General features: G+C 58.9%; 20 protein-coding genes. All 20 read left to right on the top strand.

Going from position 1 to position 14,158, the window contains the following annotated elements:
* Positions 1-618, top strand: a 618-nt coding sequence (locus HPY55_16095) for a helix-turn-helix transcriptional regulator (GenBank protein NPV72128.1), incomplete at its 5' end; no start/stop codon positions are given.
* A gap of 297 nt (positions 619-915) precedes the next feature.
* On the top strand, positions 916-1,554 hold the full coding sequence (locus HPY55_16090; GenBank protein ID NPV72127.1) for a hypothetical protein: 639 nt from the start codon (positions 916-918) through the stop codon (positions 1,552-1,554).
* Positions 1,547-1,756 carry a hypothetical protein gene (locus HPY55_16085; protein ID NPV72126.1) on the top strand — a complete coding sequence of 70 codons (210 nt, stop codon included), beginning with the start codon at positions 1,547-1,549 and terminating at the stop codon, positions 1,754-1,756. Before HPY55_16090 ends, HPY55_16085 begins: the two co-directional genes overlap by 8 nt.
* 1 nt (position 1,757) lies before the next feature.
* Positions 1,758-2,252 (top strand): hypothetical protein, encoded by a 495-nt coding sequence (locus HPY55_16080; protein NPV72125.1) that lies wholly within the window; start codon positions 1,758-1,760, stop codon positions 2,250-2,252.
* Between the two features lie 22 nt (positions 2,253-2,274).
* Positions 2,275-3,381 (top strand): hypothetical protein, encoded by a 1,107-nt coding sequence (locus HPY55_16075; protein ID NPV72124.1) that lies wholly within the window; start codon positions 2,275-2,277, stop codon positions 3,379-3,381.
* Positions 3,378-4,559, top strand: coding sequence for a hypothetical protein (locus HPY55_16070; protein NPV72123.1), 1,182 nt, complete (start codon positions 3,378-3,380; stop codon positions 4,557-4,559). Before HPY55_16075 ends, HPY55_16070 begins: the two co-directional genes overlap by 4 nt.
* A gap of 1 nt (position 4,560) precedes the next feature.
* Positions 4,561-6,765 (top strand): SMC family ATPase, encoded by a 2,205-nt coding sequence (locus tag HPY55_16065; protein NPV72122.1) that lies wholly within the window; start codon positions 4,561-4,563, stop codon positions 6,763-6,765.
* 70 nt (positions 6,766-6,835) lie between these two features.
* Positions 6,836-7,180, top strand: a complete 345-nt coding sequence (locus HPY55_16060; GenBank protein ID NPV72121.1) for a hypothetical protein — start codon at positions 6,836-6,838, stop codon at positions 7,178-7,180.
* A 62-nt stretch (positions 7,181-7,242) separates the two neighbouring features.
* A complete protein-coding gene (locus HPY55_16055; GenBank protein NPV72120.1) occupies positions 7,243-7,452 on the top strand; it encodes a hypothetical protein in 210 nt (69 codons plus the stop codon).
* Between the two features lie 34 nt (positions 7,453-7,486).
* Complete coding sequence (locus HPY55_16050) at positions 7,487-8,518, top strand: DnaD domain protein (GenBank protein ID NPV72119.1); 1,032 nt, start codon at positions 7,487-7,489, stop codon at positions 8,516-8,518.
* A gap of 5 nt (positions 8,519-8,523) precedes the next feature.
* Positions 8,524-9,036 carry a hypothetical protein gene (locus HPY55_16045; protein ID NPV72118.1) on the top strand — a complete coding sequence of 171 codons (513 nt, stop codon included), beginning with the start codon at positions 8,524-8,526 and terminating at the stop codon, positions 9,034-9,036.
* Positions 9,037-9,132: 96 nt separating this feature from the next.
* On the top strand, positions 9,133-9,411 hold the full coding sequence (locus HPY55_16040; GenBank protein ID NPV72117.1) for a hypothetical protein: 279 nt from the start codon (positions 9,133-9,135) through the stop codon (positions 9,409-9,411).
* On the top strand, positions 9,404-9,790 hold the full coding sequence (locus tag HPY55_16035; protein ID NPV72116.1) for a RusA family crossover junction endodeoxyribonuclease: 387 nt from the start codon (positions 9,404-9,406) through the stop codon (positions 9,788-9,790). The genes HPY55_16040 and HPY55_16035 overlap by 8 nt, the downstream gene beginning before the upstream one ends.
* A 347-nt stretch (positions 9,791-10,137) precedes the next feature.
* Positions 10,138-10,368, top strand: a complete 231-nt coding sequence (locus HPY55_16030; protein NPV72115.1) for a hypothetical protein — start codon at positions 10,138-10,140, stop codon at positions 10,366-10,368.
* Between the two features lie 84 nt (positions 10,369-10,452).
* On the top strand, positions 10,453-10,965 hold the full coding sequence (locus HPY55_16025; GenBank protein NPV72114.1) for a hypothetical protein: 513 nt from the start codon (positions 10,453-10,455) through the stop codon (positions 10,963-10,965).
* Positions 10,966-11,050: 85 nt separating this feature from the next.
* Positions 11,051-11,485, top strand: coding sequence for a hypothetical protein (locus HPY55_16020; protein ID NPV72113.1), 435 nt, complete (start codon positions 11,051-11,053; stop codon positions 11,483-11,485).
* Positions 11,486-11,659: 174 nt separating this feature from the next.
* Positions 11,660-12,019, top strand: coding sequence for a hypothetical protein (locus HPY55_16015; protein NPV72112.1), 360 nt, complete (start codon positions 11,660-11,662; stop codon positions 12,017-12,019).
* Between the two features lie 69 nt (positions 12,020-12,088).
* Positions 12,089-12,505 carry a hypothetical protein gene (locus HPY55_16010; GenBank protein ID NPV72111.1) on the top strand — a complete coding sequence of 139 codons (417 nt, stop codon included), beginning with the start codon at positions 12,089-12,091 and terminating at the stop codon, positions 12,503-12,505.
* Positions 12,502-13,716 carry a hypothetical protein gene (locus HPY55_16005; GenBank protein NPV72110.1) on the top strand — a complete coding sequence of 405 codons (1,215 nt, stop codon included), beginning with the start codon at positions 12,502-12,504 and terminating at the stop codon, positions 13,714-13,716. The genes HPY55_16010 and HPY55_16005 overlap by 4 nt, the downstream gene beginning before the upstream one ends.
* Positions 13,716-14,158: phage portal protein (locus HPY55_16000; protein NPV72109.1), on the top strand; the 443-nt coding region annotated here is incomplete at its 3' end. The genes HPY55_16005 and HPY55_16000, both read left to right, overlap by 1 nt.

Raw genomic sequence — 14,158 nt, 5'->3', positions numbered from 1 at the left:
CCTGGTGCGGTTATACGCGCGAAACGCGAAGAAACCGGCCTGACCCAAGCGGTCCTGGCGCGGAGGATCGGAGTGAGCGAGAGTACGCTCCGAATGTACGAGCTGGGTCTAAAGGCGGTGCCACATGATGTCTGCAATCAGGCCGCGGTAGCGCTGAGGAGTCCGGAAGTCTGTCTCGCGAAGTGCAGCGAGTGTCCGACGAACTGGCTGTCCATTTGCCTGTTGGACACCGACCAGCACCCATCGACCGAGATCCTTCGGGTGTTAGAGGAAGCAGAAGAAGCGATTGAGGCGGTGGAGGTTCTCGCAGAGAAACCGTTGGGCCGAGTCCAGCGGGAAGTCGTGGAGCGGGCCTGCGACCAGGTTCTCGACCTGGTGCCTCTGGCCGCTGCTACCGTGGCGAGTTGGTGTAGGGCATACGGGCTGAACATGCGAGACATTCACGAACGGCATCTCAAGAAGCTCATAAATCGGGGTTACGTCAGAAAGGAGAGTGATGCAGCGCGAGAGACTGTCGCACGTGCGCGAACACCGAGTGTCCATTCCCGGATGCAGAACTGCAGAGGATCTTCAAACTGCGGGGTTGGGCAGAGACCCGGGAGAACATGCGGCGCCTGATCGCCGAGGCGCGGTGCTACAGACCTTATCCGGTGCGAATCCAGTTAGTGGACCTCTGGTGGCGGCTTCGCTGCTGGCTGCTCGTTTTCAAAGCAAGAATGAGGAGGTGCTCCTCGTGAGCGTGAAAGCGATTTGCTCAGGCTGGTTCAAGAAACCGCAGTGGCCAGAGTACAGCAAGGCCCTCCGTGTCTGTGGTATGCGCGGCTGGACGCTTGCTGCAGACGCTGACCGCATTCAGCGCGAGATGGACCGGGTGAACACCAAACTCCGAATGACAGCGAAAGGAGGTGACGCGGCTTGAGGTCAGCTTGGTTCGAAACAATCGGTCTTAGGCCGTGGGACGAAGTGCTGGTTTGCACGGACGACGGCCACCGCATTCGTATAGATGCCCTGACTGTTGCCAAGTGGCTCACAGCCGACAAGCCCCGAGTCGTCGATGCCATAAGACGCGGCTCACTTGCCTACAAAGTGGATCACGACGATGCCGAGAATATCGCCTCGCTGATCTACGAAGAACTTGCCCGGGCCGACATCTTGCCACCACATCTCGCAAGAGCACCCCATCTGCGCGACTATGTGTGCCGGCGTCTCAACGGGCAAGCTGACGTGTACGTCCTCGAGGCCGACAAATCAATTCGCGATCTCCGGCACGTGGTTCGCCACAGCCTCAATGGTTTCGAGTGGGGTTACGGCGGCAGCGGCCCGGCCGATTTAGCGCTGTCTATCCTCTGCGACTTAATCCCAGAGCATGAGGCGGAAAGCCTCTACCAGCAGTTCAAGTGGGACGTCATTGCTCGTTTGCCGCGGGCCGGAGCAGTCATCTCGGCGGCAGACGTACTCGAGTGGGTCGAACGGCAGCGAGAGCGGCGGGCGAAACGGCTGGAAGAGTCCGAAATACAGCAGCCCGGTGTCGAGGGAGGTGAACCGGTTGAGTAAGCTCGTCATCTGCGCTGACGGAGCCAGGGCTCTCGTCAAAACGCCCCTTTTCGCGGCAGCCGCAATCTACCGAATCGGACCTGGATTTGCGGAGCGGTACATGGGGTGGTTGTACGAGCTTTTCGGCGGCAAACGCACGCTGGAATCCGGCCGCTACATCATCCGGTGGTCGAAAGCTCAATTCACGCTGGAGGTGAAGTGAGATGTCTGAAAAGCAAGAAGCGCTGCTTTCGCAGCGCCCATCCCAAGACATTGTATCACGTCAGAGCGGCAAATGCAGCAGGTGCGGACGCAAACTGACGGACCCCGTCTCCATCCGGCGCGGGATGGGTCCGGTGTGTTGGGCCGCCTGCGAGGGCGATGTGTTCGAGAGAGATCTCGAGGCGGATGAAAAGGAGTGGCAGCGGCGCGAACGGGAATTGAGGCAAGGAGCGGAGTGGGACTTCGGGTGCAACTGGACGTATGCTCCCTCCCCAGACCGTCTTCCGGTGTCAATCCGCATATCGCTGCGTTACAGCCGCGAGAAAGAAGCGTTCGAGGTCTACGGTCACGTGCCCGGCAAGGGCGAGATCATCTTCGGGACATCGGCTGATGTTAAGACTGCGTGGCAGATAGCGGTTAATGCTGGTCCCCGGTGTGAGGCGGAAGCGTACCGAACGATAAGGGCTGCCCGGCGGCGATCCGGCCGGGTGGCGTGATTCCTGGAGAGGAGGGTTAGAGATGGCTCTGCAAGTTGTAGACCTTACCAAGTACGACCAGAGCAAGTACAACGTTCTGGTCCCGACTGCTAAGCTCGAGCAGATAAGCCCGTTCCACGCCTTGCGTGTTGAAGAAGTGCGGATCAACCCTGATCCTGCCGGCGGGGATATCTATAAAGTCGGTTCGCGAGAAATTGGCAACCGCAGTGAGGACCTTTACGGTCTCACCAAGACTGCGATTCTACGGCTGGCAAACGCTGCCGGCATCGTGTGGAACTGGGCAGATACAAAGGTGCTGCAGGCTTCTCGTGATTACGTCCTCTACCAAGCAGTGGGAGCAGTCAGGAAACCCTCGGGCGAGTGGATACCCGTTAAGGCGACCAAAGAAATCGACCTGGCAGTGGTCGAGGAAGAACTGCGCGATCAGTTCGAAAAGAAGGCCGCGAAGGAGAAAAAAGACAAGGCGTGGGTTGAACTCCAGGTCAGGGCAAATCTCATTCAGTGGCGCAAGAACAAGCTCATGAGAGCTGAGACAGGCGCCATGCTCCGGGTGGTCAGGGCCCTCCTCTCGTTGAAGCACCAGTACACCATCGAGGAACTCAAGAAGCCATTTATCGTGCCCAGGGTCGATTTCTCGCCGGATTACCGCGACCCGGAAGTCAGAAAGATGGTCCTGGAGGCCGGGGTTAAAGCCGCTTCGGAACTGTTTTCGCAGATGACTCCGCAGCGGGCGGCTCTGCCCCCGGGGGAACCGGTCGACTACGAGGTGTACCGAAGGCAAACGAGGCAGGCCGTCGAGGAGGAGATCGAGCCGGTAGTCATCGAGCCGGAGATAGATGAAGACCAGCTGGTGCTGCCGGTGGATCAGGCGACTCAGGACGCAAACGAGGCCGGCCAGCCCTCCGATACCGGGGCTCAGCAGCAGAAAACTGAGGAGGCGAAGGCGGAAGAACAGAAGCAGCCGGAGCCTGCCGGGGCGGGCGGCGGGACACCGATAGTGACCGAGCTGGCCTGCTCGCAGTGCGGCAAGGAGCTCAGCCAAAACGTCTTCACGTACTCGGTGAAGAAGTTCGGCCAGCCCCTGTGCTATAAGTGCCAGCAGCAGGCGAGGAAGGGGGCTGCAAAATGAGGATCTTAGCGGCTCCCGACCTCCACTGTTATTGGCCGAATTACAGCCGGACCGGCGAGGACGGGACCCCGTCCCGCCTCGCCGACTGGCGAAGGACTACGCAAGCGCTCATCGATGTGGCGCTCGAGCATGGTGTCAAAGCGGCACTCTTCCCGGGGGACCTCTTTGCAAACTCGCGTCCGAGCCCTCAGCAAGTAGCCGAAGTGCTCGACCTATTCCTGCGTCTCGAAACATCTGGAATTTCGGTCGTCGCCTGTGCTGGAAATCATGACATCCTCGGCCCTGGCCAGATGTGCGTGGTGGACCTGATCGGCCAGTTTGCACGCCTACACTCAAAGAGGTGGGGAATAACCCGGCCGGATGTCGTGGTCCTGGACGGACTCAATGTGGTGGTGCTGCCGTCAACCAAGATCCCGCAGACTGACCCCGATCCGGCGGTATCGGCCCAGAAAGCCTCCGCCGGGCTCGTGAACATAGCGCGGGGTTTAGTCGCCCGAGCGAATGAGATTAAGCCGCAGGCCACGGTCCTCATGGGGCACTGGGCGATCTCAGGTTGCCGCCTTGGCGCAGGCAACGTCCTGGCTGCATCGGAGCCGACCCTCCCCCTCGGGGAGTTGCAGGGCCTCGGGGTGCTTGCCGTCGTCATGGGTCACATCCACGTGGCGCAGATCTTGGACCATAACCCGATCGTGCTGCACACCGGGACTCTGGAGAGGCATGACTTCGGGGAGGAGAATACCCCGACCGGCTGCTACGTCATCGATCTGGACCGTGGCGAAGCGGAATTCGTGCCGCTGCCTGCTCGCCAGTTCGTGACTATCAAGGCGTCTCCGGAATGGCTGGAAGCCCTCTCGAAGCAGTCCCTCAACACCGAGACCGCGACAATCAATCTCGTGAGGGATGCAATTGTTAGAGTCATTTACACCGCTACCCAGGAGCAGGCTAAGCGCCTTGACCACGGTGCGATCATCCGAGCTCTCGAAGCCGCCGGAGCCCATCAGGTCGCCGGCATATATCCCGAGATCATCCGGTCGGAACGCGCCAGGGCGCAGGTGACGGAGACCACGAGCCCCCTTGACGCCCTCGACCAATGGCTCGCCCTTCGCACCGACATCAGCGGCGAGATCCGGCAACGGGTCAGACACGTCGCCGAGGCCTTGATGAGGGAGGTGGCCTAACGTGGAGCCAGTACGTATCACGATGCAGAACTTCCTGTCCTACCGGGGCGAATCGGTGGACTTCAAACCCATTACCGTGGCCTGTCTCGTTGGTGAAAACGGAGCGGGAAAGTCATCACTCCTCGATGCTCTAACTTGGGCGCTTTTCGGGCAAGGTACCAAGGGCGGAGCGAAGGAACTCGATAACTACATCACCCGCGGCGAGACCGAAGGCCGAGTCGAACTTGAATTCCGGCTGAACGGCAACACATACCGCGTCGTCCGCGGCCGGTCGATAGCGCGAAACAAGAGCACGCTCGAGTTCTTCGTACTCGACGGCAGCAACTGGCGGTCGCTGTCCGGCAAGACCATCGCGGACACGCAGGCGGCCATCGAAGACACCTTGCGCATGGACTACCGGACATTTACCGCCTCGAGCCTCATCCTGCAAGGCAAGGCGGATTCGTTCACAGCCGACATGACCGACCAGGAGCGGAAGGAAGCCCTGGCGCGGATTCTCGGACTTGACCTGTGGGACCGGATGCAGGAGCGGGCGAAGGAACTCCTCCGGGGGATTAAAGACGAGCTCCGGGCGCTGGAAATGGCCCGAGAACGGCTGGAGGCGGAGATCGCGTCCGAGGCCGAGCTGAAGGCAAGAAAGGAAACGCTGGCGGGGGAACTCGGCGAGAAAACACGGCAGATCGAGTCGCTGACGCAAGTGGTCACCGAGCTCGAAGCAAGAGTGCGCCAGAAGCCCGTCCTCGAACGCGTCGCAGCGGACCTTCTCACCGCTATCCGCCGTGCAACCGAGCGGGCGAGGAAGAACGAGGACGACAGGGCGGAGCTGGTACGGCAGATCGAGGCTGCCGAACAGCTCATCCACCAGTGCCAGCAGATCCTCAGCCGCCGGGACGAGATCGAGGATGCAGTCAAACTCGAGGCTGAAATGGCCCAGGATGTAGCCAAGTTCGACGAGGAGGCCCGGGCGTACATGAAGGCAAGCTCGGACGTGCAACTACTCGAGCGTCAGGCCGCCGAGTGGGACCGGATTCACGCCGCGGAGAAGGCCAGGCTGGAAGCTCAGGCCAAAAGCAGCGCGGATCAATCCGCGGTTCTCGACATGGTACCGTGCGGTGAAGAGCACAAAGCAGCTTGCCCGCTCCTCAAGCTGGCCCGCAAAGCTTCGGAGAATCTGGCCGACGCGCGTGCGAAGCTCGCCAGGTTGGAGAGCGAAACCAACCCGTACGTCGGCAGTTTGAAGAAGGCCCGGGCGGACCTGGAGGCGATAGGCTATGACCCCGACGCACATGAGGCCGCACGCCGAGCTCTTGAGGACGTCCGCCGGACCGCGAGGCTGAAACCGGATCTCGACGCGGCGGCGACGAGGGTCCAGGAGCTTAGGACGAGGCAAGAGGAGGCCCGTGCTCAAATCAAACGCCTCGAGGCCGAGTGCGAGCAGATCTGGCAGGAAATTCGGGAAGCTGAGTCAAAGCACAACCAGCTGCAGGATGAGCTCCGAGCCCTGGCGCCGGTTGCTGAGGAGCTGTCGAGGAAGCAGGCGGAGCTCAGCTGGCTGAGGCGGGATGAAGCCTCGCTCAGGACCGAGCTCGGCCGGATCGCGGCGGTTCGCGAGAGCATAGAACGGGCAAAGAGCGACCTCCAAGCTCTTAACGAGAAGACCAAGAGCCTCCGGGATGACCTCACCACCTATGAGCTCCTCGAGCAGGCCTGTGGCAAGAAGGCTGGCGTGCCTGCGCTTATCGTTGAGAACGCGGTCCCCGAGATCGAACGTCTCGCGAACGACATGCTCGGCAAGATGGCCGGCGGGCGGCTCAGCGTTCGCCTGGACACCCAGGCCGAGGCGAAGACCACCGGAACGATGCAAGAAGTGCTTCGCATCACCGTCCTCGACGGCGGGACGGAACGGCCGTACCAGACGTACAGCGGGGCCGAGAGATTCATGGTAGACCTCGCTCTCCGGGTCGCCTTGAGCAAGTTCCTTACTCACCGGGCCGGCGCGGAGATCAAACTGTTCGTCCTCGACGAAGGCCTCGGGTGCGCCGATGCCAGCAACAGAAACGCGATCCTGAACGCCATAATGACCATCGCCGAGGAGTTTTCGAAGGTCTTGGTTGTGACTCACTTGGATGAGCTCAAAGATGCCTTCCCGCAGAGAGTCGAGGTTCAGAAGACGCCCGAGGGCTCACGGGTTCGGGTCGTTGCATAGACTCTTCGCCGTGCCCGGCGGCTTACAGCCCCCGGCCCCGGGCGAAAGGCCGGGGGAAGGAGGGACGGAAATGCTTGAACAGGAAATGCCAGCCGATTTGACTGTTTATGCCTCTGACGAACAGCCAACGATGAGCAAGGGCGAGGCTTTGCTGGCTGGGCTTCAGCAAATCGACGAAGGTCTGAAGATGATCGCCAGTCTGGGCGGTCGATATGACCTCGTCGCGACAATGGTCGGATCGAAAACTACAGCCCAGAAGCTGCGCGACGTAATACGCGGTAACAAGGCGCTGTTCAACCTGGTCGTCAACATAGTTAAGGCCAAGAATAACAGGCTAGCAGCCGAGACTGTCGAGAAGGTCATCGGCGACTTTCTAGACACGTTGTTCGACTTGTCGAAGCCTTACCGACCGTGAAGTATACGCCCTGCGCCGTACGCGACTCCCGTGTCAACACGCTCGGGCTGAGCAGGCCACAGTTGGTTGCGACGATCTACCACGAGCTACGCCACATCGGACCCGACGGAAAACTCACCGCCCATGATGTCGAGGACTGGGAGAACCTCGTGGGAGCTTTGGGACCAGGATGGTACCTGCCCGAGAGGCAAATCCCTGACTTGTTAGGCGAGGACATCGACTGGGACAAGATCTGCGGCTCAGTGTTGCCAGGGATGGACAGGCGCGAGTAGGCGGTCAATCGCAGGAGACTGGAGGGACTACACGATGACAGAAAGCCGATATACTCGGATCAAGTCACGGTTCTGGACAGATGAGAAGTCAGGTGCATGGGACAATGACACGAAGCTGTTAGCGCTCTACTTGCTGAGTTGCCCACACGGGAACATCCTCGGATGCTTCGTGCTTCCGAAACTCTATATCTGTGCAGACCTCCGGTGGACTCCTGAACAGTTGCAGCGACCGTTCGCTAAGCTCTTGGACGATGACTTCATCGAGTACGATGAGAAAGCGAGTCTGGTCCTCGTCCGCAAGTGGCTCCGGCATAACCCAATCGAGAACGGAAATCAGGCGACGGCGGCCATCAAGGTCCTGCAGGAGCTGCCGAAGAGCCCCCTTCTCAAGGAGCTGGCGAACATCGTCCGGGAGCAAAACAAGCCGCACCTGCGGCTTTTGCTAAAAGAGATCGAGAACTGTTTCCCCCGACCGTCGACCGAACCGTTTGGAGAACGGTTTGGGGAACCGTTCCCGAAACCGTTCACCGAAGAGTATGCCAAACCAGTAACCGTAACCGTAACTGTAACAGCAGATCATCATGATCGTGAGTCTTTAGCTGACAGCAGCTCTGTAGCTTCTTCCACAAGTTCTGGAAAAAGCACCGCTCATGATGACGAAGGTAAAACTCTTGCAGAGAGGCTCGAGGAAATGCCCAACGTGAAGGACTTCTGGGACAACAACTTCTACCCCATTCGAGCCTTCGAGATGGAAGAGCTGGGCTGGTTTTATGACCAGGGCATGGAGGAAGGCCTCATCGTCCACGCGCTCAAGAAAGCAGTCGCGGCGGGGAAGCGGAGACTCGACTACGTGCAGGGAATTCTCCGCAATTACTTGGGCGATAACATCTTCACGCTGCAAGATGCCCTCCAGCATGACAAGGAATTCGAAGAACGGCGTAAAGCTCGAGATCCGCCCGGCACCGTGAAGAAGCGGGTTATCGTGCATGACGACCCCGAGTACCAGAAGCGGCTCAAAGACCTTAACAGGCAACTGGAAGAGGTCTTCAAGATACCAAGAGGCTGATGTAGGTGACAGTTGTCGAGGAATTGAAACGGCCTAACGACCGGCCGTGGTTTCCAACGCCGGACGAGTCCCGCAGATACAGGTGCGATCCAAGGCGCATCCGTATGGGCGGCCCGGACCCGGCCACGACAGATCTCCGAGCCCGGTACGCGGAGATAGTTCGGTGGTTCGAAGAAGCTGGTGCGACAGTAACGACCAAGGACCTGGCGCTTAGTTTCAACTTTGAGCAGTGCCTGGCGGATCTAGTGGCATGCAAACGATGTAGTGCAAAGCGGTTGACCGTGGTAGAGCTCGAGTGCCCAAAAGGAGAGCGTATCCAGGTCAACCGCTACGAGGATTGTACCACGACGACGGGACGGGGATGGTATCTCGACGCCGACCTAGAGTACGCAAAGGACTCAGGTCACGTCGGCTGGCGCATGCGAAACTGCCGTGGACCGGCGGAACGCAAGAAGGAAATCCTCGAGCGGGCCGGGAGTGCGAAACCGACGGCACTCGGGTTGAGAGAGGAGATGTGACCCCATGAGTGACCAGGGGCTGATCGACAAACTCGGTCGTGCGCTTGAGGCGTTGCTGGATCTCTACTATCGCGACGCGCCAGGGGGTGAGGAGGCGTGAACAAGCGCGAATTCAAGGCTGGCGATGTTGTCAGTATTCGGCCTTCGCGCGAATTTCCGTTCCGGCGCTATGGCTTCGTGAGCGACCTTCAAAGTGACGACGCTGCATGTGTGCTCGAGCCGATGCAGGAATTGGGGTTCTGGCGGCTTTGGCCGGAGTGGCACGAAAAGCGCAGCCTCCGGGTAATCAAGGACGTGAAGAGGATCCGGGACCCGGAGATGCGCAGTGTACTGCAGCTGTTTATCTCGCGTCGGCGGGTGGTCCGGAATGGCTGAACCGATCCGCATCACCATCCCCGGCCGACCTGTGCCGAAGGAGAGGCCTGCAGTCACGGGGCGCTACGTACGCGTGTACACGCCGCCTAGGACTCGCGCGTACCAAGAGCAAGTAGCAGCTGCAGCGCTCGAGCAAGGGTGTAAGCCACTGACTGGACCGGTCTCAATGCGCCTGGTGTTCTACCTGTGCGACGATCGCCAGGGAGACCTGAGCAACATGATCAAAAGCGTGGAGGATGGTCTCAACGGGATTGCTTACGACGATGATGCTCAGGTCAAGCATATAGTCGCTTACGTCCGCCGCGCGAAGAGGCGCAGGGACGAGCGTGCCGAGGTAGAGATAGCCCCGCTTTCCAACGAGGAGGTCGAGACGGCGTGAAGGTGCGGCGTACCAAGAAAGCACTTATGAAAATGTCACAAGGCCGTCCTTTAACTCGTAGAGAGCAGAAGGCGGTTGACGTCCTGCTCGCAGAACTTCGAGCGATATTGGAATGGATCGCTGATGATGTGAAGCGGCTCGGTGATGAGGGGTTGGAGGGACCGATCGAGGGGAGGCAAAGCGCGTGACCCACTGGCGGGATTACTTCGTACAGCTGATGGAAAAAGCGGTTGCCGGCAAGCCCATAGACGAGTGGCCCGAGGCAATTGAGCAGGTGTACCCGCGCGAGTATATGCGGCGGAACAGGCTTTCCTGCCGGAAGTGGCTTCAGATTAAGTGGCAGTTCATTGAGGAGCGACGAAAACTTGCTGAGCTACAAAGAGCTGCCGGGAGAAGACATGCAACAAAAGGAACTGTCTGAAATAGCAAGAATACTTTCTCAGAAGCCGGAACTCGCTTCTGCATTGCTGGCGGTAGCCGTTGCACTTACGGAAGTCACATACGGCGAGGTAATCGTGAAGATGCAGGGCGGAAAGCCGGTGTGGGTCGACAAGATCGAAAGGGAGAGGCTGGGATAAGTGGAACTGAAGTGTTGCCAATGTGGTAGACCGGCGTATTTCGTGACGGGTCCGGATAATAGACCGCTTTGCATAGACTGCTACTTGAAACTTGTGCAGGCAATCACCCTTGCCAACAATCAGCTTGCTCAGGAGGCTAACTACCTGGTAGACACGGCGAATGCTATTATGGGTACACCCGGGCTCGGTCCGCGATATGAGATCCCGCAGCCGATCGTGTATCAGGGACAATGCGTGACCCGCAACATCAACGTGAATCAAGCCACTGTTGGCGTGATCAATACGGGAAATGTCGGAAGGATAGACGCGGCCATAGGCTTCCTTGCGGGGACTCAGCAGCAAGAACTGGTTGGGGCCCTCAAGACGTTTACCGAGGCAGTGCTGAACGAGCCTTCTCTGGAGGCCAAAATCAAGAATGAGGTGATAGAGTATCTGTCGTATCTGGCGAGCGAGCTGACAGTCCCAAAGGAGAGCAGGCGGAAGGCAATTTGCAAGGCAGCGCTCGAGGCCATAGGCAAGCTCGTCAGCACTATATCGAAGTTGTTTGCGTTGTGGGAAAAAGTTGCTCCAATCATAAGGACAGCTCTTCTGAGCTAGCGGTACAGCGGTAAAGAACGGCTACGCAAAAAGGCGAGGCCGGCCAGGAACAACCTGACCGGCTCTTTTGTTGGGAGGTGGAAAGTTGAGCAACGGGTCGGACCGGCTGGAAATCCGGGCGATTGACTGCATTCTGTACAACCGGCGGGCCTGGCGTCAGTACGTGAACATGCTCGAGCCGTATAGCGGGGGCAGTCTGGTGGTGCTTCCGGTGTCGAGAGTCACCGGAGACCCGGTGGCTTCAGTCGCAGTCACGAGGGCCACGGTGACGACGGTCCTGGACGCTGTGGACCGTGCCCTCGCACACTTGCCCCGTCATTACCGTAAGATTGCCCGGCTAAGGTACGACGAGCAGCTGACATATCCGGAGATCGCTGCCCGGGTCGGTTTCAGCGAGAAAACGATTAAACGTCGTGTTGATCGAATCCGCCTTCGAGTAAAATTCGAACTGCAAAACCTCGGAACCGACATTCTCGCTGCATTCTGGCGGGAAATTGACCGCAAATTGTCCGCTTTGTGACCCGAGATTGTCCGGTTTTTGTCCGCTTTTTGTCCACCCAACGTGTCCTTTCGTGTGCTAGAATCGGGCCGGTGTAGTATTTGCTCAGTGCGGCAATGCGTCGCTCGGTGTGCCGACCGGTGGAAGGATTTCGCGCCTCCCTGCGGTATTTCAAGGCTGGGAGGCGACGGTAAAGTGCAGAATACGGTCGAGTGGGTTAAAGAGGAGCTGACCAAAATACTCCAGGAAATCAGAGACATTGAGGCACTGTGTGACAGATACGAACGAGCAAGTTCGCCCGAATCCAGAGAACTACAACAAGAACTCAAGGCACGGTACGGCTCCTTTAAGCGACATTTGGAAAACGAGTATCGCAGAACATCAAACCTGATATGCAGTGGCCCTCTGAGTGCTTACTACGCTCCGGCAATTCACGAAGCCTACGTCGCGATGTCCGGTTTCGGAACCAATCTCGTGAGCAAGAACAACCTCTCCACTCTGCGGCAAATTCTGTATGACGCCGAGATGACGATTAGGTTCTACCTGCCACAGTAAGTTCTCTATTAGCGTTAATTAACGTTACGCCCGTTAAGTTAACGCCCGGCGTTAAGGGGCTGACGCACAATGGGGAGACCGAACAAGATCGAGCAAGCGGGGCTTCTCGACAAGGTCCTTGAACTCGCTGTGCATCATGGGTCCCGAGAGATCGCCCAGATCCTTAAGCGCGACTACGGTCTCGAGGTTAGCCACGTGTCGGTGCACAAACTCATCAAGGGCATCAGGAAAGAACAGGCGGAGCGGGTCAAGGCGGTCGTGCAGGAGCACGTGAGTGCTACGCTGCCGCGGGACCTGGACATCCTGGATGAGGTTATTCGCAAGGAGAAAGAGTGGTTCGACCGAGAGGACCTGAAGATTAGTGAGAAGCTCCTTGTCGCCAAGGAGCTCCGCCAGGCCATAGATACCAAGCTCAAGTATTCCGGTGCCGGGGAGCAGGAGGCCCAAATCGTTGTCAAGTGGGCTGATGACGATGAGCCTGAATGAGGGTCATCAAGATACCCTACAAGCCTCATCAGTACCAGCGCGCCTTTCATCAAAGCAAGGCGCGTTTTCGTTTGTTCGTCGCAGGACGGCGAGGAGGCAAGACCCTAGCTGCAGCTCAGGAGGCGGTCAGGCTTGCGCTGACCATCCCGGGTGGCATCGGCTGGATCGTGGCTCCTACGTACCCGATCTCGCGGGTGGCGTGGCGGCAGTTTCTGAAAGCCATGCCGAAGCAGCTTATCAAGCGCCACAACAAGGCCGAACGGATCGTCGAGCTTGTGAATGGCCACATTGTGGAGTGCCGCTCTGCCCATAAACCGGAGGACCTGGTTGGCGAAGGCCTCGACTGGCTTTGGATCGACGAAGCCGCGAGGGTGAAGCGGGAAGCATGGGAAGAGTCCCTGAGGCCTACTCTCACCGACAAGAAGGGCCGGGCGTTCTTCACCACGACGCCTCGGGGCCGGAACTGGGTCTGGGAGCTGTACTGCCTGGGCCAGGACCGGCTGCAGCCGGAGTATGAGAACTTCCACTTTCCGACGAGCGGGAACCCGTACATCGACCCGGCGGAGATAGAACTAGCGCGGAAGACCCTTCCCGAGATGGTGTTCAGGCAAGAGTACCTGGCCGAATTCCTCGATGACGTAAACCAGGTGTTCCGCTACGTCAGGCGGCAGGCGACCGGCGCGTTCGAGGAGCCGAAGCCCGGTTGCACATACGTGATGGGCGCGGACCTCGCGAAGCATGTGGATTTCACAGTACTGACGGTGTTGAGGGTTGATACGGGTTCCGTAGTGGCCTGGGACCGCTTCAACGAGCTGGACTGGTCCCTCCAGAAGCAACGCATTGTAGCACTCGCGCAGAAGTACCGGGCGCTTGTCCTGCTCGATTCCACGGGTGTGGGCGACCCGGTGTCCGACGACCTCAAGCGGTCCGGCATCCGGGTCGAGGGATACCACTTCACTAACGAGTCGAAGGCCCAGTTAGTCGAGCACCTTGCTATGGCGATTGAACAAGGCAAGGTGACGTATCCGAATATCCCGGAGCTCATCAATGAGCTTGAGAGTTTCGAGTACGAGATAACACGCGCTGGCAATGTGAAGTACAGCGCACCAGAAGGCCAGCACGATGACTGCGTCATGAGCTTGGCTCTGGCTGTCTGGGCAGCAAGGTCCAGGCGGGTCGTGCCCGTTGTTCGAAAGCCGAAAGGCTGGTGATGTCGTTGCTTACGTCTCTTGATTTTCTAAGCGCGGGCAAATTGTGGCCGCCTCCAGAAGAGCGAGAGCGGCTTCAGTTGTACAAGGAGAACCGGCTTTTGTTTGAAGGCCACCACGAACAGGTCTTCAAGGAGTGGGTCAAGCTCCTGCGCGAAGACGAGCAGGCAACGCTTGAACTGGTTCTGAACTGGAATAAGAGGCTTTCGACGTTGTGGGCGGACCTGCTACTGGGTGAGCCGCCACGGATAACCGCCAGGGAGAAGGGGAGTAAGGAGCAGGAAGCAGTCGAACGGCTTGTCCGGGACAACGACCTCTTCAACGTCGCGTACGAGGTCGCCCTAGACGTATCAAGGTTCGGCACGGGCTTGTTCAAGGTCAGGTACGATGGCCGGGGCATCGTCGAAGGCCAGCAGCCGGACTGTTGGTTTCCCGTCGTGCGGGC

Source organism: Bacillota bacterium (assembly GCA_013178305.1).
Lineage (GTDB): Bacteria > Bacillota > Sulfobacillia > JABLXB01 > JABLXB01 > JABLXB01.
The sequence above is the reverse complement of the archived record's forward strand: the minus strand, read 5'-3'. Positions and strand labels throughout refer to the sequence as shown.

Excerpts from the sequence above, each read along its gene's own strand:
- HPY55_16080 (NPV72125.1), top strand. The coding sequence starts at position 1,758 with ATGTCTGAAAAGCAAGAAGCGCTGCTTTCGCAGCGCCCATCCCAAGAC.
- HPY55_16075 (NPV72124.1), top strand. The coding sequence starts at position 2,275 with ATGGCTCTGCAAGTTGTAGACCTTACCAAGTACGACCAGAGCAAGTAC.
- HPY55_16070 (NPV72123.1), top strand. The coding sequence starts at position 3,378 with ATGAGGATCTTAGCGGCTCCCGACCTCCACTGTTATTGGCCGAATTAC.
- HPY55_16060 (NPV72121.1), top strand. The coding sequence starts at position 6,836 with ATGCTTGAACAGGAAATGCCAGCCGATTTGACTGTTTATGCCTCTGAC.
- HPY55_16050 (NPV72119.1), top strand. The coding sequence starts at position 7,487 with ATGACAGAAAGCCGATATACTCGGATCAAGTCACGGTTCTGGACAGAT.
- HPY55_16035 (NPV72116.1), top strand. The coding sequence starts at position 9,404 with ATGGCTGAACCGATCCGCATCACCATCCCCGGCCGACCTGTGCCGAAG.
- HPY55_16010 (NPV72111.1), top strand. The coding sequence starts at position 12,089 with ATGGGGAGACCGAACAAGATCGAGCAAGCGGGGCTTCTCGACAAGGTC.
- HPY55_16005 (NPV72110.1), top strand. The coding sequence starts at position 12,502 with ATGAGGGTCATCAAGATACCCTACAAGCCTCATCAGTACCAGCGCGCC.